This window comes from Bacillus cereus group sp. Bce041 (assembly GCF_052646455.1).
Genome location: NZ_JBQXON010000005.1, coordinates 335,011 through 353,394, shown reverse-complemented (window position 1 = coordinate 353,394; position 18,384 = coordinate 335,011). Strand labels below are relative to the sequence as shown.

Sequence of the window (18,384 nt, the reverse complement as noted above, 5' to 3'; positions counted from 1 at the left end):
AATTAAAAAACTTTGCAACAGAACTGGATAGACAATTAGCGACTAAAAATACAAAAAATCCATTATTAGGAAATGTTGTTATGGGCCAGAACTGCTACCCCATCTCTAGACCTATATAAAAAAACCGAAGTCATGGCTCAGACTTCGGTTTTTCAGCTGTACTTAACCCCACCTTTTTATCTCTTAACAAAACTTTGCAACAGAACACTATATTTCCTATTAATATAGTTAATCCAATCGAGCAAGCCGAAATAATTTTTTGAAGTATGCATACTCATTTTCTAATTAGATTAATATAAAGGGAATAGAAACGTTATAATATTTTTTAGTTTGGAAGAGCATAAAATTTCACTTTAAATGTACCGTTAGAAGTATATCCGCTAGGAGGACCTGCGATATACAAATTCTTTCTATCATCTCCTGAAGGGATCGTTAGAATAGAACCATCTCTAACATTTGACCAAATTACAGGGTCTGTACCTGATTTATCTCTTGCGATTTTAAATGACAAAGAGGTAGCACCTGCTCCTTCTAAAACAACTCGTACTTTGGTACCTGCCGTGAGATGTTCAAGTGAAAAATTATTACTTGATCTACTGGTTTGACCAGGCTGTGCCTTATAGAGTGACTCCACTACTCTTGTTAAAGTCCCTGTTACATTAGACAATTGGAATGTTTGATTAGTACCACCATGGAAATTATATACTGTAACATTTGTTCCATTTGCAGTACCATAACCACTTACATCTAACACTTTGTTTTGATCCTTCTTATTCCTTACATAATAATATCCATTTCCTGCTTCTGTTGGTATCCAATATTGCTCTTCCTTATTTTGATTAGATGTAGCAACTACATTATTAGAACCATTAAGATCATTCCAAGCTAATACTAAATTTTGATTTGCTATATTTTTAATTTGGTATGCTGATTTATTTGAATCATATACTAGCTTCCATTTTTGATTATTAGCGTTGCCATTTTGCCACAATTGAACATTTCCATCTGCTTGATTTAAGTCAACGACACTACTATTATTTAAAATAGAAACCATTTGATAAGTACCACCATCTTCCAGTTCCGGTGCATAAGGGTCAAAGTTAATGGGTGGCTTTGCGTTAGCAAGGGCTTTTTCAAATCTTCCATCTTTGATCTCAAGTGTTGCATCTCCAAAGTTCGTAGTCATTAGTTTTTCACGAATATTTGGACTTGGATAGCCATTCCAACCAACCATTGGTAGTTGGAGCCACTTGTGATAATAGTTTTCTGGCGGCTCGTCATTGCTATTAGCCAGGCGAAAAGCATGTGTCGAGGCGCCGCTCTTATGGTATACAATTTTCGGGTGGTTTCCATCGAATCTAACGTTTGAGCGAGGGTTAGTGTACCAATCACCATGTGCTGAATAAGTTACATATTGAACCTGACCATCTTTAACCCAAACTATTGTGTGTTCCCAGTCATGTGTATGTCCAGCCGAACCAGGGCCGTCATGTGTTTGATCTTTCTCAAAGTAACTCGCATACATAATTGCAGTCCAACCATTATTTGATTTGGCCCGAGAATAAGTGTTTGAATTTTGCAGTCGGTTAACATCTCTACAGACACTTTGCGGGGAACCGCTCTTAGGTAGGCCAGGGTTAGTCGTGCCATCTGGTGAAATTGCTGCAGTCGCATAACACCCATCTGTGTCGTAGTCATACACAGGGGCATAATCTAACTCTATCTTTGACGCATTTTGTGGAAGTGCCTTGATTAAATCCGCATATGCTTTTGAGGTAAAAAGAAAACTCTTATCAAATTCTCCACCTAAGTTGAATGCAAATGTACTCAATACTATTAACGCAGTCATTACTATTTTTGATATTAATTTCATGTTCCCCCTCCTAGTTATATAAATAACATACATAGTAAAGGTCAACCTGTGTCTAAACGTAAAAATCCTAAAAATGAAAAAACGAGCTGAATTCCCATAAATATTTCAAAGTATCTAGTCGATATGGATATGGCGGTTCATTTCTAAAATTATTTTCATGTGTCAATAATAGAAATATATTTTATATTATGGTTACTTTTCAACTAGTACAATATCATCAAGATTGACATCAAAGCTGAACGCAGCAAGATGATAAATGTAGAATTCACTTGAATTAATAGAATTTGGAGTAGTAAATTCGACCGATTTTTGCTCATACTGTGAGGAATTGAATCCCAAACTAGCTGTGCCTCTTCCATTAACATCTACTGATACCCATACTTCTGAACTAGGAGTATTTACTTTTCCAGATGCGGACAGTATGTAGGTAGTATTAGGTTTCAAAGTTATGGATCCAAACAATGCTGAACCGGATGATGCGTTTACATGAAGCCCTTTAGAATTATTTACTCCTGCATTCTCTTCAATATTGTATTTTATATTACCAAATGGTTTAAGAGGTTCTAAACTTGAATTGTGATCAAAATCCATATTTAAAACATAAGATTTCTCATTTGCCTTTAACTGTACATTATCAAACTTAGCCCTTCCATTTGCTGTGGAAGCAAGTTTAACAGCAAAGTTTGACACATCCTCACCTGTTTTAAACTTCATCTCATAATGTTCCGGCTTAAATCCTGTATACTGCTTCTTTGTTAATGGAACTATTTCTTGAGTGGCATTCAGATTACCGACTGTTACTTCTGCTGGAGAACCTATACTTCCCGCTATATCAAATGATAATGTATATTCTGTATTCGGCTTTACAGTAACAAGCTGATAGGCTGTGTCTGTATGCATTAATTTCAGATAATGATTGCCTGGTTCAGAATTTCCAATATTCTCGGTAGAAGAATTAGGATTAGATAAAATCCAGTTATTTAGCCCATCCTCAAAACCTCCATTCCTAACTTGTTCATTTGCAGATGGACTATCTGCTGATACAATACCTGAAAAACCTATACTGGTACTTAATACAATTGCTGTAGAAAATACTCCTATACCGATTTTTTTAAACAATTTCTTCATCTCCTTTGTTCAGGTTAAAATCTATTTTTTCATACTTTCTATATATATTTGGATAAACCTGCCAAAGAACAACTTTATTAATAAATGGTTTATAGGTTATTTTCAATTGAAAGTTCTTCAACATATACAAGGACACCTTGCTCAAATTGAAAGGGTAAAGAAAGCATATCAAGAGGGCAAAGTGAACTATTAACTAACTGAAGCGTCAGTTCCACTTGCTCGTTTATTAAGGTTTTTCGTATCAATTTGACTAAACATTATTCCAAAGCTACATGAATAAAACACATGGCAAGCTTATGGGTTAATAATTAACTCACGGCCAATTTATGCTTCCAATTGTGGAAAATTTATGGGTAAAGTGACAGTTGCGAACGTATATTCTACGTGCTATTCTTTAATTAAGTAAAGAATTTTCTTTCTATTAAATAGAATGGGGGAACTTGTGATGATTAAGCCTGCAACAATGGAGTTTGTTTCACTATCGAACGGAGAAACGATTGGATATCAGGAAGTTGGAAGGCAAAATACAGATATTCTTGTACTCATTCACGGGAACATGACATCGTCACAACATTGGGATTTAGTTATTGAAAAGTTGCAAGATCAATACCATATTTACGCTCTTGATTTAAGAGGGTTTGGACAATCAACGTATAATCAGTCGATAGATTCATTACAAGACTTTGCAGACGATGTAAAATTATTTATTGACGAGTTAAAGCTAGAGAAATTTTCATTAATGGGCTGGTCAATGGGTGGTGGCGTTGCGATGCAATTTACAGCGAATCACCCAACTTTTGTAGAAAAGTTAATTTTAGTAGAATCAGTAGGAATGAAAGGATACCCAATCTTTAAAAAAGATACGAATGGGCAGCCGATTGTATCAAGTTTAGTAAAGACGAAAGAAGAAATTGCGCAAGATCCAGTACAAATCGCTCCAGTATTAGATGCGATAAAAAATATGAACAAACTATATTACCGTACAGTATGGAATCTATTAATATATACACATAATCAACCTGAACCGGATCGTTATGAAAAGTATTTAGATGATATGTTAACGCAACGTAATTTCGTAGATGTGAATTATGCGCTCATTACATTTAATATTTCAGATGAACATAATGGGGTTGTAGAGGGAAGTAAACAAATTCATCGTATTAAAGCGCCAACACTCGTCATACAAGGTGATAGAGATTATGTCGTACCGCAAGTAGTCGGTGAGGAATTAGCGAAACATTTGCCAAATGCAGAGTTGAAGGTATTAGAAGATTGCGGACACTCGCCGTTTATTGATTGTTTAGATGTATTTATAAAACATGTAGAGGATTGGTTAGAACAGAAATAATCCCCGAAATGAGAAGTGTTGCATATACTATAACATTTGTATGTATAAGGGGAGATTATCAATGCATAAACCATCCTTAATCGCTTATTCGCCATATAATCATCATATCTATACAAAAATAATGATAGATCCGATGTATATGCAAGTTTCACCAGCTGTAGTTCCTTTACAAATGCAGCAGCCACTAACAGCTCATATGCAACATTACTTATATGGACCTTCATTTTATGAAAATCCATATTTTAAACACTTTCATTACAATGTGAAAGCGCATGTTTGGGAAGGATAAGATAACAAGCTAAAAGGTTCATTCTTTTAGCTTGTTTTTTATTGCGAATATTCGTACACGCATTTGAAGAAACAGTTTATAATGAAAAGTGGAAGCGTGAGAAGGAGAGGGACAGAGGATGTCAATGCGTTTTACTTTTTGGATTATGGTTGGGATTGTAGCAATCTCGGGTTTGTCACAAGGAATGCTCTTACCGGCCATTGCAATGATTTTTGAACAAGAAGGGGTTAGTTCAAGTATTAATGGTATTCATGCGACGGCATTGTACATTGGGATATTAGTTATTTCGCCGTTTCTTGAAAAACCGATGCAAAGGTTTGGAATGAAGCCGATTATTGTTATAGGTGGGTTTCTCGTTATTATTTCATTATTCTTTTTTACACAAACATTTTCATTTTGGGTATGGTTTATCCTTAGATTTCTAGTTGGAGTTGGAGATCATATGCTTCATGTCGGAACACAAACATGGATCACGACAACATCAGACCCAAGTAAAATAGGGAGACAAGTATCGATATACGGTGTATTCTTCGGAATTGGTTTTGCCGTTGGTCCGTATTTAGCAAGCACTGTGCAGTACGGTCTTGCAACACCATTTATTATATCTACTATACTTTGTTTAATAGGTTGGCTTTTACTACTTCCAACAAAAAATGCATTCCCAGCGCAAGATGAAAGAGAAGTGAAGAGTGAATCATCATTTTCTCGTTATAAACAAGTTGTTGGATTAGGATGGATTGCACTGCTAGGTCCACTTGCATATGGCGTACTTGAAGCAATGTTAAACAGTAACTTACCAGTATACGCACTTCGTAAAGGGTGGTCTGTTTCAGATGTATCCTTCTTATTACCAGCATTTGCAGTTGGGGGTATTATTACACAAATTCCGCTCGGTATATTAAGTGACAAATACGGAAGGGACCGTATATTAACGTGGACGTTTAGCATAAGTACGGGCATTTTTCTACTTGCCGCCGTATTTGATCAATATTACTGGATCGTCTTTGCCTGCATGCTTTTAGCGGGTATGGTTATTGGATCGTGCTTCTCTTTAGGGCTTGGATTTATGACTGATTTATTACCGAGACACTTACTACCGGCAGGTAATATATTATCCGGAATCGCTTTTAGTTTAGGAAGTATTATGGGACCTGTATTAGGCGGCGTATTTATAGAAAAAATACAGTATACAAGCTTTTTTATTGCGGTTATGATTATAATGGGAATTCTCGCAATGTTATATATGGTCTACATGAAAAATCAATTCGCATCAAGAAAAATAGAAAGTAGGTTAGGGCATGACAAAACAACCTAATAAAAAGAAATTTGAAGTACTTGAAAATGAAACAATTACAGACTGCTTAGCACGTATGGAACAAGAAGGCTACGCTCCGTCTCGTCGTATGGAAGAGCCAATCTTTCATGAAGTAAAGAAAGACGGCAAAACAGTAGTTGAGCCGTGCGGTAGGAAGATTGTTTTTGAAGGAAAATTGAAGTAATCCAATAACAAATTCTCTTTATAGTATAGAGCCATCCAATAGTTGGGTGGCTTGTTTTTTTATTAATCAATGAAGGAATTGAATAGAATGAATCTCTCGTTCATTTCTCCTAATTGGCTTCTTTATATGGGGCAAAAGATTGCTACTTTTTTCGTATATTGGTAAAATAAGTTCTTGGGTCTTACTTATTGTTATCGGTATAATGTTTGTCGCTTGAATGAAAGAAATTAGTTGCAAAAATTTCGCACTATGTAAAGGGGTACAGCAACGACCCCTTTTTTTGGAGGTACCTTAAACATAAAGCGAGAGAAGAGGCTATATGAACGATTCTCCTATCTTGTTTAAATATTAAACGAGTTATTGCAATTGGAACAGGTATATCAAACTAGTCGACATCCTGATGGATCATCTTTTTCTAGTAATCTATCACTTCTGATGGAATCGATAGATTGCTAGAAAGCGGAAAACAATTATTAGTATATTCCGAAGCAGGTGTAACAGAGGGTCCTTCCATAATTAAGGGTAAAACCAAAATACGTTGTTGTAAAGAATGATTTGTTAGAACTAGTTATAAGGAATAAAACAGAAAAGAGGATCACATGTTAGATACTTTACAGAAAAGTAAAAAGTTTTTTTTAGTATGTCTTATTTTTTTAGTGCTTTTAACCGCTTGTGGTAATACAGATGTTAAGACATCTAAAGCTTCATTACCACCGGCTGAATCCAATATAGATACATCATTAAAAGCACCGAATTGGGTAGAGAAAAGTCCTATCCAACAGTCTCCTAATTTTACGGAAGATAAAAAAGTACAATCGGTTGTGAATTTAATAGCAACGGGTGATAATTTATATCATGACGCAGTAATTAAAGATGGCAAACAAAAAGACGGTTCATATGATTATAATTATATTTATGAAAATATCAAAAAAGCTGTTAAATCAAGTGATCTTGCTATCGTGAACCAGGAGACTCCAATTGCCGGAAATAATTTAAAAGTACAGGGATATCCGACTTTCAATACACCTGAAGAAGTAGGCCAATCTTTAGTGGACACTGGATTCAATATAGTGACGCAAGCGACAAATCACGCTATGGATATGGGTATTAAAGGTGTTGCGAATACAAGAGAATACTGGAAGAAATATCCGGATGTTATCCCGGTAGGTATTAATGAGAGTAAAAACGAGCGTAATGAAATAAAAACGATTACAAAAAATGGTATTCGTTTTGCGTTACTAAATTATACATATGGTACGAATGGAATTAAAATTCCAGCTGATAAGTCTTGGGCTTTAAATTTAATTGATAAAAAAGCGATACAAAATGATGTGGAAAAGGCAAAGAGTAGCTCTGATATGGTGATTGTTATGGTGCATTGGGGAGTAGAATATACCTCAACACCTTCAAAGCAACAAAAAGAAGTTGCTCAATATTTAACAGATTTAGGTGTAGATGTAGTAATTGGAAATCATCCACATGTAATTCAACCAATTGAGTGGAAACAAAATAAAGATGGACATGAAACGCTAATCTATTATTCTCTTGGAAATCTTATTTCTGCGCAAGAAAAATTAGAAACATTAGTTGGAGGATTATCTTATGTACAATTTGTTAAGTATGAAGATAAAACTTTTGGTATACGACAAGCGGCAATCGTACCGACAGTAACCGACTATGCTGATGGTAAGAAACAATTTAAAATTCAATTTTTAAAAGATTATTCGGATGAAAATTCTAAAAAACATGGAATTAAAAAATTTGTCGGCCCCGTTTCTTTGAAGGATTTCAAGGAGATTCCTAGAGACGTGTTGGGAAATTGGTATAAAGACTAATAAACAAAAAGGGAATGAGATACAATTAAAAAATTTATAGTTTTAGCATTGGTATTAGCAATGGGATGGAGTCTTGCTGCTTGTAGTGGAAAGCAAACATCTCAGGCAACTACTAATAATAACGATAAAAATAAAAATGAAATACATGCGAAGAAAAAAGATGTTTTACCTATCTCTGATGTTAATGATTGGAGAATTATCCTTGTAAATAGAGAGCATATGTTATCAAAGGAACTAGGAATTGAATTAACAAGTATCACCCAAAATGCGAAGCCAAATATGAAAATAGATAGTAGAATTGCAACTTCCTATCAGGATATGGTAGCAGCTGCAAAAAAAGAGGGAATCAATCTTTATTTAAGATCAGGTTATCGAGCTATAAAATTACAACAAACGTATTATGATGCTTCAGTTAAAAGCTATAAATCTCAAGGCTTGTCGGATAAAGAGGCTAGTGCTAAGGCATTGGAATATCTTCAGTATCCTGGTGCAAGTGAACATCATACTGGATTAGCGTTAGACATTATTTCAGTTGAATGGCAAAATACTGTAGAAGATTTAAATGCAAAATTTGAAACTACCGATGCATTCAAATGGTTAGATAAGAATGCTGCAGAATATGGGTTTACTCTCCGCTATCCAAAAGATAAAGAGAATATTACTGGCATTAAGTATGAGCCATGGCACTATCGTTATGTAGGAAAAGAAGTTGCTATTTATCTAAAAGAAAAAGGGTTAACTTTAGAAGAATATAACGAAAAAATTAAGTCTGGTAAGTAAAAATATGCTTTAATTTTATTAAACATTATGCACTGCTACAGGAAAAGGTGAATCTGAGGATGTGTTAACCTTCCGCCTAGTATTGTAAAAACTGAGTATGATAATTTGAGCACGTATGAACCAGTTCTCGTGTAAAAAGATGTATGTATTAAGAAATTAAAGTTAAGGATCTGATATTCATATCAGATCCTTTTTCTATCGTTCTTTTAAGAGCGAATGAGCCAAAATATTGGAATGAATATAAAAATAAAACAGCCCAAGGAATAGTAAAACGAATCCGGGAGTCTACTCGTACGCTTCATTGGGATTATCCAGAAATAGTTGTTGATGAAATAAGAAAGAATGGGTCTTACTCTCAAGCGAGGATTTAATATGAATGAATTGGATAAAAGGTAGTAATAAAAAACACTGCGCCTGGCAGTGTTTTTTTATTATTTCTGCACATAAATACATAGTCATATTGATTAAAGTTTCACTTTATTGAAGAAAAATGCGAAAGCCATTCATAAAATATGGAAATGTTAAAATCCCTTTGATAAAATAGCAATATGTAAAAATAATTATTTGTTAATTCTTAATGTAATGAATATTCATGTTTAAATATACGAATTTAACTACATAGTTATTGTGCTAAAGGGGGAGAAAGATGTTAGATGAATTGTACAATGCTTTTTTAAATGCGTCTGGTTTTACAGAAAGTGCGAGGAAACGAGATCGGTATGATGATTTACATGATTATTTAAAAGATAAAGAAAGAGAGTTAAAGCAATTCATTCAAGAGGCTGAATCAGCGAAGAGAGATTATGAGAGTAAAAGTAATGGCTTAGAAGCTAATAAAATTCCGGCAGTTGAATTTGAACAAAAACGTCATGAAAAGGATGAAGACTTAAATACAGTATTATCCTATTTTAAAAGTGCATTAAGCGATATTGGATCTGCAAAAAGTACAGCTTATGCAAAGTATTTGGAATATAAAGCGAAAGCAGAATCGGAGAAAGCGTCAGCATACGCCGCAGCGACCAAGGCTTTTGAAGAAAAGAAAAAGGAATTTGAAAACTTTATCCATTAAGCATACAAAGAATGGAGGGAACCAACATGAGTGGTAAAGAGGTTGAAATTATAGGAAGTAACACTGCAAGTGCCATTTCTTACGCACAAAACATTGAAAATGGTATGAAGGATTCTTTAAACCAAGCGAAAGACTTAAAAGCATATGTCACAGGTGCGAAATGGAATGGAAAAACGCGAGATGCTTTTTTAAGTTATCTTGATTTGATCATTCAATATAATTCAGAAATGGTAGAGGCATTTGAAGGGCATACGAAAGCTTTGAAAGAGTTAGATAAAAGTATTCAAACGTACGGCGATATACCGAAAGTAAGGGCGATAAAACAATTGTGATGGAGAAACGAGGGATAAAAGAATGGGGAAAGAAATGAGTTTTGCACCTGCTGAATTATATGTTCTCGCAGGTGCAGCTGGAGTTACGGATATATTTGGATTGCCAAATCGTGACGTAATTATTTTACTTGATGAAGAATGTGTCACGAAAGCAACAACGAGCTTAAAAGAAAAAGGCTTACTTACAAGTGAAAATGGAATTACCCCTGCAGCCTTTCAAATGATTGAACTATTAAAGGAATATGAGAATTGTCACGAATACACGAGAATTAATAATTTGTTAATTGGTTTTTTGAAAGAGGATAAAGACCGAGTGGCTGTATTAACAGAAATAGAGCCAAATAAAAAATACGAAATCGACTACATACCAAAGCCAGACGTATATTTTTCCTTATTAACACGCATACCCTTCTTATTGAGAGAACCGAGGGAAATAGAAGATACATTTTTCTCAAAGAGAATGACAGAGGCAGAACAACAAACATTTGAGGAAAAAGATTTATCAAATAAAGACGTTATAGCGATAGAAACGTATACGAGGCCTCGAAGTAATAGAGGAGGAAAATGGGAATGTTTCTTATATTTCACTGAAGGAGAAGATTTCGTTCAAATAGATGTAGATCGTAATCGATATGACTGGGTGAGCCTCTATGCGGTTAATAAGAAATTGTATGACGTGTTAAAAATGCCATATAAAAAGTTAATTGACCCGAGACAATTCTCGTTAGGAGGTATTCAATAATGCAAGTATCAATGGGAGATAGTGGTTCTGGTGGAGAAGAAGTATTAGTTAATTTTCAAGAACTACTTGATATAGTAATGAAATTAGAAAATATATATAAAATCCATGTAGACGTCATTGGAACGAATATTGAGAGTTTATTAAGCTGTGATTTTTATCAAAAAGGTGAAGCGATGAGAGTAATTGAAAAATATCCTGATATATTACACAAAACACTTGAATTGGCTGAACACTATTATAGGTCGGCGACAGTTGTAAGGGACGCATGTGTAGAAATGTTTGAAAAGGATGAACAATTACGTGAAATATTAAGTAAGTTGTAGAAATCACCATACGGCTGGGGGGATGAAAACGAGATGGATGTGAAATATAGACCTGAACCATGGCAAAACATGGGGGATGGTATGAATCGAATTACAAAAGATGCACTCATGAAATTACGGGAAGCAAATGAATCATTAAAAAGAATTGATGGAAGAATACGAGATTTAGACTCGGATGGTAGTATACATTTTAATCCTAAAGATCAATCGCAAAAAATCGGGGAATTACTTGATAGCTATTCGACATTACAAAAATATTGCGGAGAAGCAGGGCGATTAGTCTCTGAACATATAGATAAACCTTTTTTAGTAGAAATGGATAAATTCGCTCAAAAAATGAGAGATACATCTATTCTCAGTTTTGAAACAAATAACCGAATTGGCTCTACAACAACGACAGTATTACCAGGTGCGCATGCAGGCTACGGAAGTGTACCACAAACAATACAGAAGAAGAAAGATAAAATAACAGTAGAAGATATTTTTAGAGATTCACCTGCATTTGATAACGTACTGAGAGGGGAATACAAAGAACTAAAAAAACAAAATCCAGATGCAAAATTAAATTATGAAGAATACAAGAAAGTAGTCCCATCCACACGAGGATTTGAATACAAATCGATAGAAGATGAACAGAAAAAACTAGAAATGGTGCGAGACATAGGAATAGGCGTAGGAATCATCATCACAACAATCCTTTGTCCACCACTCGGGGCCGCTGCCGCAGTAGTATACGGAGGTGTACAAATAAAAAGCGGTATCGACGGAGAAGACTGGGGAACACACCGAAAATTGAGCCAAGAAGAGCGGGTAGGAAACATCATTTTTGGCGGATTAGATGCAATCCCAGTTGTTGGAGCAGTAGGAAAAGGAGTAAAAGCATTCAAAGGCACGAGTGAATTAGCTGATTTAGCGAAATTATTAAAATTCAAAGAAGGAATGCCTGGTTTTAATCCAAATTTGGGTAAAAATGTGGTACAATCGCTTAAGGAAAATAATCTATTAAAAAATTTAAAAATACAAGGCTGGAAAACCGTAGATAAGATTAATGATGCGGACTATTTCATTAAAGGTCTAGTAGCAAAAGGTGTGGACTCCGTAACTCCATTCGTTAAAGGTGTAGAAATACTGCCAGATGGAAGTGTCGTTAGATCTGGAACGAACTATAGCGGGAAATTCCAAGAAGCCCATGATGCCTCAAAGGCGAGTATTCAGAGTAGGATCTCGAATTTGGAGAGTGGTGGGGTTAAGGGTACGGGTAAAGTTGGTTATGGCAGTAACATTTCAGACAATATCTCAAAAGAAATTAAAGAGTTAGATAAAGAAATAAATAGATTGAAAATAGAGGGAAATGACAAAGAAGTCAAAAGATTAACGCGAGAAAAAAATAAATTGGCCAACAAGTTGGATACGAAAGATGTTATTAGTGATCATTATGACTTGAAGGTTGCAAAGGAGTATGAAAGAAAAATCGATAATTCTAAATATTTTTCTCATGATAAAGGTGATTTTGGGGAAGAAGTGACAAAAATAGTAGCTAGAGACAGTGATTTAGGTAAAGATGTTTCCGATCTGTTCCAAGTGGGGAGAAATGGTATAGATGCAGCATTCCTATCGAAAGGGCCGCCGCCAAAGTTAACTATTATTGAATCAAAGGCATCAGATTCCGCTAGTTTTAGTTACTCGGATAAACAGAAAAAGGGTGGAGATACTTATTTTCAAGACATGGTTAACAGCGATGATCCTAGGTATGCTAATTTTAGAGATAACTTAGAGAATCTGATGGAGGAGAGTCCGGATCTACAATTCGATTTTATTAGAGTTGAAACAGATATAAAGATTACTGATACTGGATTCGGTGTTGATGAGTTAAAGGTAAAGGACTGGAATAAGAAAATAGATTAATTCATAGGGAGGATGCAATGATGAACCCCAAAAAGTTAGAAATGGCTTTTAAAAGATATAGCAAAAATTTTGTGGATGGAATCAAATTTGAAGATGTTAAAGATAAATATAATGTCAGTAGAAGTAAGGTTGAGAAAATTGTTGAGCAAAATGAAACAGAGAAAGATCATATCCTACTAATAAATTTAAGCAAAATTTTCTCATATCACTTGTCACTATGGAAAAACGATGTATTGATAAGCGGTGGAAACAATGTAGAAGGATTAAAGAACATGCAGAAAGTCTTATTTTACCAGTGCATGGGACAAGATCTTTATAAAATCAGATATCCAAAGATGATTTTGGGGTATACGTTTAAAGAAGTCGTCCTCACATTAGTTCATTTTGCAATGTATGGATGGGAGAAAGAAGAAAATATATTATATGATTTTATGGTTCATCACTTCGGTGGACATTTAATAGATGCTAATGAAGAGAATAGACATATTTGGTTTTTGCTAGAGCTATACTTGCAGTATAGAAATAAAACCATCATGGGGACAAATGAAAAATTGCATCTAGTCGTGAAAAATAAGTTTAAAGAAGCTGAACTGCGATGCGATTTAATCCCTGAAGACCTAAATATATATGATGAAGTGTTAGGACGTTGGTCGACTCGTGACTTAGAAGAAATAGAATATCTAATTTCGATAATGTCTCAGTATCATTCTGCGTTAGCTTCTGAAATCGGACAGCTAGGTGAATTTGGTGATTTCAGATACGGATTTTATCCTTTTGAAATATTATTTTTAATCCATGTAAGGAAACAACTAGGGTTGCCAGTACCTACTCAAATCGATAATTTTCTGATGAATACTCCAGAAGCTAGAATGGTATTTGGGGAACATGAGTCATATCCTGAATGGGATCCCGTACTTCAGATGATCGATCAATTTTATCGTGAAAACTATCCGGAATATATTCCTAACAAGCATGGAGAATTATTTCAATAAAAGGGAGGAAGCTAAGATGCCTGATCAAGGGATAGCGCAGATTATATTTCCTGATAGCAAGGATTTGGAAACATTTTTGAAGGAACAAGGAAGTTATGACTTACATGAAGACCTATTAAAATATGGATTGACAACGAAACAGTTTTTATACGTTGACTATAAAGGTGAGCAATACCAAGAAATTGTCAATTTTATTCTTGATTACGAATTTGCCCACCAAATTGAATTAGCAACACAAGAAGAACTTGAGAGATTAGAAGCATTTAATTATGAATTTTTACCCGATAAGATCAAGATGGCCAACAAAATACTGTCACCAAAGGGATTTGGTCTGTTTTTATATCCAAATTCGGGCGACTTTTATGCATTATTCATTGGGAAAATAGAGAATATAACAAAAATCCTGCAAGAAGAGGTGTTGCTTGATGATAGAATTCCTTTTCAAGAAAGGTGTATCAAATATTATAGATAGACCTAAGGATTGTATGCCTTCACCCTTGAATCCGATCAAGATTTTCTTATAAGTTAATATCAAGATTGCATAACCATCTAGAATGTGCTATTTTTGACCACGTACAATTTTAATAACACCATGTGTTACTACAAATGCATTTAAACTTGTCACCTCCTGAATTCGAAATAATAAAAATGTTTTGGATTTGGGAGGGTTGATAATAGAAAAATAAATTGAGAAATGTGCCTATTTTATTGGTTACTTGGACGCTGACAAAGGTACATGCTTAGTAAAGGAATTCAATGGCAACGTTAGGAGAACGTAGTGGCTATTGAATTTTTTATTTTTACAACTGTATTAGAAAGAAAAGCGTGAGAATTAGGCGAGATGATATTTTATTGAAAAGACATGGAAAGGACACAATAATAATGAACTCGTAAGTATTAATGTATTACTTGTTACCATATAAAAGGTGTCATACTACTGTTACTACAAAATTTACAAATTTAATGCTACTTAAAACAGATGAATTTAAAGCACTTGATTGTCTCCGAAAGGCAACGAGTGCTTTTTTATTAGATAGACATGCTATAAATTTTTAGAAAATATTTTTTATGAATTAAGGTTAACAGAAATTACTAGTATTATATAATTGAAAATACATTAGCAAAAGGTGTGTACTCCGTAACCCCATTCGTTAAAGGTGTAGAAATACTGCCAGATGGAAGTGTCGCTAGAACTGGAACGAACTATAGCGGGAAATTCCAAGAAGCCCATAATGCCTCAAAGGCGAGTATTCAGAATAGGATCTCGAATTTGGAGAGTGGTGGGGTTAAGGATGCGGGTGAAGGTAGTAGGATTATTCCTGGTACTCCGGGTATTGTAACAGGAGGGAATTCTACTAAATTAGGAAAAAATATGATGACAGAAATGGGGCTTAAACGTTCAACTAAATGGAGTGGATATCAAGCACAGCATATTATTCCTTCTGAAATGGCAGATAATCTTGTAATTAAAAAGATAGGTATGAACTTTGATGACTTATCAAACGGTATTTTTCTAAGAGTACCAGATGATAATATAAGTACAATGGCTAGACATAGAGGATATCATTCTGTTTACAATGAAGTAGTTGCAAGAGCATTAAATAAAATGGATATTAACCAAAGTATTGATAGTTTACAAAAACAGGTATATGATTTGCAAAAAAATTTAAGGAAATTACAGGGGAATGGTTTACCATTGTACCCAAGCCAAGGTGCAACAGTGGAACTTTGGGAAAGAAAGCTAAAACAATTGGAAATACAAAATAAGTAAATATCAGTAAGGTGGTAAGGTGTAATGGAAAATAAAGATATTAGTTTGCTTGAAGAATTACTTTATAATACAAATAACGAGGATACAATTAGCCGAATAAAGAATATAGATAATCCAATAATCCTTCATTGTTTTGCAGCAAATTATAATTGGAATAGTGGATTTGATATACCAAATGCAATTCTTGAAAATAAAGATTGTGACTTAGGAACGGGATTACTAATGTTTCATTATGCAGACGGATATCGACTATTAGAAAGTCCGGAGGAAGTTTCGAATTCTCCATTACAAGAATGGAAGGTTTTTATATTAAAACTTCAAAATAAAATTATGAATTTGGAGTTTAAAACACAAAATATATCATTTAGCCCTGAATTAACAAAAATTCAAATATTCAAGTTAAAAAAAAGGAACCCAAGTATTTCAGATATTCTTATTAATGAGTCACCAGGAAATATAATTGATATTCCTAAAATATAAATAAACATTAAAAACTCATTACAGTAAATAAATGAGCTTAGTTATAGTGATTTTATAAACCTTACTATACTAAATTATATTTTATGGACGGATATAATAAAGTTCGTGGTGCTAAATTTAAATACGCATAAGTATATATGAATAAAAAATAAAGTATATGTGAAGTAGATAGAAAAAATAAAAGGTTTTTGAAAGTATGTACTCCATCATGGTTGTACCATCATGGAGTACTGTGTGCAATGATAGAATGGAAAATAAAGTAAAATAGCATTTTATTTGGCGATGAATATAAACATATGGAATGTATATTAAACTAACGAACTCATACAAACTCGTAAGTGTTAACATAGTCGTTGTCACGACATATAAATGGTGTCATACTGTTACTACAAAATTTATAAATTTATGTACTTAAAAATAGATGAACTTAAAGCACTCGATTGTCGATTAAAGGAAACGAGTGTTTTTTTTGCGTATTAGCGTAGAAATTTAACAAATAACTATAATTTTATTATGTAAACTTTTTACATAGTTTTCTATACAACTAAAGAGAAGAAAAATGTTCACTATTACTTTCATTTCTGTTATAAAAATTCTACAATAGAAGACAGAACGTATATTTGGTATAATCAAAACATACTATATGAAACGATGTACATGAGTTTGAGATTTATGAAAAAAGGTAAGTAATACATAATAATAAATACGCTATAGGATTCAGTTCATGTTATACAAATCAATCGTTAGAAAGGAAAAGATGTAATGAATCAAATTTCATTTGAAGATTTATTTGAAGAAGAAAAAGAAAAGGTGGAGGGAGCTGAGGTATGTAAGGTACCAGCCCCTTTATCACCATTAGAAAAAGATATTTTAGAATTAATTGATTCTGAAGAAATAAGTGCGCTTGAGCTATGTGAACGATTAATACGATCTGGTAAAATACCCGATGAAAGATTCACTACGAATAAGCCTAAAGCATATGGACAAGTATGTTTACTATTAGAAGGTTTTGTTACAGAAGGAAAACTTATTTTTATCAAAGATGATGAGAAAAGAGATAGGGTATATAAATTGAAAGAAGAAGTTTGAGATGTATAGTGGGAGATGAATGATTGGTTCCCTTTAACTTGCAGCTCCGTTAGTCTAGTAATGTCCACTAAAAAGGTGTCAATCTCTCCTAGATTGACACCTTCATACTTTTAACACCTTACATACTTACGCTTAAAACCTAGTCTTCCTCTATCAAGTTCTTTCTGAATACTCTCTGTAGCATTTAGCAAACTGCTTTTTTTATTATCACGTTTGACTTCAACTATACCAACTTCTTTTGCAATCTCGACTGCTTTTTCGTGTAGTGGTACATATGAAATTGCCACGGTGTTTAGGAAATTATTCATAGCGGATTTTGTTCGTTCTGGAGAATGATGAATTGTATCTTTCACCATTTCAAGCATATCGGAAATTTTACTTTCGGAAAACTCATTGTCTTTGCGATTTCCTAATAGCCAACAGTAGCAACTCCAGCCTGCAGACATTTTAAGCTCGTCCCCACTTGCAATCCATTTATCAGCAACATCTTGTGCGATATTTGACTCTGATAAAGTTACTGCCACCACATAATCGGATAGCATATAAAAATATGCCCCGTCTATCCAGCGATCAAAATCAGACTCACTCATAGCTTTTGGATCGGCAATAATACCTGCAAAGTACATAGCATCGTAGTTACCTGTGGCATAAAGCTCTTCAGCTAATTCTTGGTTTACTTTTATTTTTTTAGCGATTGGTTTCATAGCACCTGTAGCTACTCCGAATACTGGCTCATGCGCACCGTTAGATATGTATATTTTTTTCGTTCGTTCCTTACCTAGAGCCTCAAGTTCTTGCATAACTGTTTTAAAATCCATAGCTGTGCACTTCCTTCCTTCATGTAAGAGCCTTTTTAAGTCTTTCATATTTCTTATTTTAATACTAATTGTATTTAAGAGGTATGTCTACTTTCTAAAGGCATCGAAACT

The 18,384-nt window shown here is 34.1% G+C and carries 19 protein-coding genes; 16 read left to right on the top strand and 3 right to left on the bottom strand.

The window, feature by feature from the left end:
- Nucleotides 1-325: 325 nt before the first annotated feature.
- Together ACUN13_RS18560 and ACUN13_RS18555 are read right to left on the bottom strand one after the other, a co-directional pair.
- Nucleotides 326-1,873, bottom strand: a complete 1,548-nt coding sequence (locus ACUN13_RS18560; protein WP_257115540.1) for an NPP1 family protein — start codon at nucleotides 1,871-1,873, stop codon at nucleotides 326-328.
- A 192-nt stretch (nucleotides 1,874-2,065) separates the two neighbouring features.
- Nucleotides 2,066-2,992 carry a carbohydrate binding domain-containing protein gene (locus ACUN13_RS18555; RefSeq protein WP_247999051.1) on the bottom strand — a complete coding sequence of 309 codons (927 nt, stop codon included), beginning with the start codon at nucleotides 2,990-2,992 and terminating at the stop codon, nucleotides 2,066-2,068.
- 454 nt (nucleotides 2,993-3,446) lie between these two features.
- On the opposite strand from ACUN13_RS18555, the gene phaZ reads away from it, so the two are divergent.
- The 16 genes from phaZ to ACUN13_RS18475 all read left to right on the top strand — a co-directional run bounded on the left by phaZ (nucleotide 3,447) and on the right by ACUN13_RS18475 (nucleotide 17,455).
- Nucleotides 3,447-4,349, top strand: a complete 903-nt coding sequence (gene phaZ, locus ACUN13_RS18550) for an intracellular short-chain-length polyhydroxyalkanoate depolymerase (protein ID WP_257115539.1) — start codon at nucleotides 3,447-3,449, stop codon at nucleotides 4,347-4,349.
- A 61-nt stretch (nucleotides 4,350-4,410) separates the two neighbouring features.
- Entirely contained in the window at nucleotides 4,411-4,638 is a 228-nt protein-coding gene (locus tag ACUN13_RS18545) for a hypothetical protein (protein WP_257115538.1), read from the top strand.
- Nucleotides 4,639-4,756: 118 nt separating this feature from the next.
- Entirely contained in the window at nucleotides 4,757-5,953 is a 1,197-nt protein-coding gene (locus tag ACUN13_RS18540; protein WP_000062798.1) for an MFS transporter, read from the top strand.
- A complete protein-coding gene (locus tag ACUN13_RS18535; protein ID WP_000166303.1) occupies nucleotides 5,937-6,137 on the top strand; it encodes an NETI motif-containing protein in 201 nt (66 codons plus the stop codon). Before ACUN13_RS18540 ends, ACUN13_RS18535 begins: the two co-directional genes overlap by 17 nt.
- 599 nt (nucleotides 6,138-6,736) lie before the next feature.
- Nucleotides 6,737-7,972, top strand: coding sequence for a CapA family protein (locus ACUN13_RS18530; RefSeq protein WP_049108466.1), 1,236 nt, complete (start codon nucleotides 6,737-6,739; stop codon nucleotides 7,970-7,972).
- Between the two features lie 48 nt (nucleotides 7,973-8,020).
- Nucleotides 8,021-8,752: a M15 family metallopeptidase gene (locus tag ACUN13_RS18525; protein ID WP_080490295.1), complete on the top strand. Its 732-nt coding sequence runs from the start codon at nucleotides 8,021-8,023 to the stop codon at nucleotides 8,750-8,752.
- 646 nt (nucleotides 8,753-9,398) lie between these two features.
- Nucleotides 9,399-9,821, top strand: coding sequence for a hypothetical protein (locus ACUN13_RS18520; protein ID WP_000883457.1), 423 nt, complete (start codon nucleotides 9,399-9,401; stop codon nucleotides 9,819-9,821).
- 26 nt (nucleotides 9,822-9,847) lie between these two features.
- Nucleotides 9,848-10,153, top strand: a complete 306-nt coding sequence (locus ACUN13_RS18515) for a WXG100 family type VII secretion target (RefSeq protein ID WP_000014534.1) — start codon at nucleotides 9,848-9,850, stop codon at nucleotides 10,151-10,153.
- Between the two features lie 22 nt (nucleotides 10,154-10,175).
- The gene (locus tag ACUN13_RS18510; RefSeq protein ID WP_000514130.1) at nucleotides 10,176-10,895 is read left to right on the top strand and encodes a DUF5081 family protein; all 720 of its coding nucleotides are present in this window, start codon (nucleotides 10,176-10,178) and stop codon (nucleotides 10,893-10,895) included.
- Nucleotides 10,895-11,218 carry a hypothetical protein gene (locus ACUN13_RS18505; protein WP_001198198.1) on the top strand — a complete coding sequence of 108 codons (324 nt, stop codon included), beginning with the start codon at nucleotides 10,895-10,897 and terminating at the stop codon, nucleotides 11,216-11,218. The genes ACUN13_RS18510 and ACUN13_RS18505 overlap by 1 nt, the downstream gene beginning before the upstream one ends.
- A gap of 33 nt (nucleotides 11,219-11,251) precedes the next feature.
- Entirely contained in the window at nucleotides 11,252-13,123 is a 1,872-nt protein-coding gene (locus tag ACUN13_RS18500; RefSeq protein WP_257115537.1) for an ADP-ribosyltransferase, read from the top strand.
- Nucleotides 13,124-13,140: 17 nt separating this feature from the next.
- A complete protein-coding gene (locus ACUN13_RS18495) occupies nucleotides 13,141-14,115 on the top strand; it encodes a hypothetical protein (RefSeq protein ID WP_025689851.1) in 975 nt (324 codons plus the stop codon).
- Nucleotides 14,116-14,131: 16 nt separating this feature from the next.
- Nucleotides 14,132-14,587 carry a hypothetical protein gene (locus ACUN13_RS18490; protein ID WP_001113308.1) on the top strand — a complete coding sequence of 152 codons (456 nt, stop codon included), beginning with the start codon at nucleotides 14,132-14,134 and terminating at the stop codon, nucleotides 14,585-14,587.
- Between the two features lie 657 nt (nucleotides 14,588-15,244).
- Nucleotides 15,245-15,886, top strand: coding sequence for an AHH domain-containing protein (locus ACUN13_RS18485; RefSeq protein ID WP_257115536.1), 642 nt, complete (start codon nucleotides 15,245-15,247; stop codon nucleotides 15,884-15,886).
- Between the two features lie 24 nt (nucleotides 15,887-15,910).
- On the top strand, nucleotides 15,911-16,366 hold the full coding sequence (locus ACUN13_RS18480) for a DUF4274 domain-containing protein (protein WP_000428105.1): 456 nt from the start codon (nucleotides 15,911-15,913) through the stop codon (nucleotides 16,364-16,366).
- Between the two features lie 762 nt (nucleotides 16,367-17,128).
- Nucleotides 17,129-17,455: a DUF3895 domain-containing protein gene (locus tag ACUN13_RS18475; RefSeq protein WP_001071900.1), complete on the top strand. Its 327-nt coding sequence runs from the start codon at nucleotides 17,129-17,131 to the stop codon at nucleotides 17,453-17,455.
- A 110-nt stretch (nucleotides 17,456-17,565) separates the two neighbouring features.
- Here ACUN13_RS18475 and ACUN13_RS18470 read toward each other — a convergent pair whose 3' ends face one another.
- The gene (locus ACUN13_RS18470; RefSeq protein ID WP_000346326.1) at nucleotides 17,566-18,273 is read right to left on the bottom strand and encodes a DNA alkylation repair protein; all 708 of its coding nucleotides are present in this window, start codon (nucleotides 18,271-18,273) and stop codon (nucleotides 17,566-17,568) included.
- Nucleotides 18,274-18,384 lie beyond the last annotated feature (111 nt).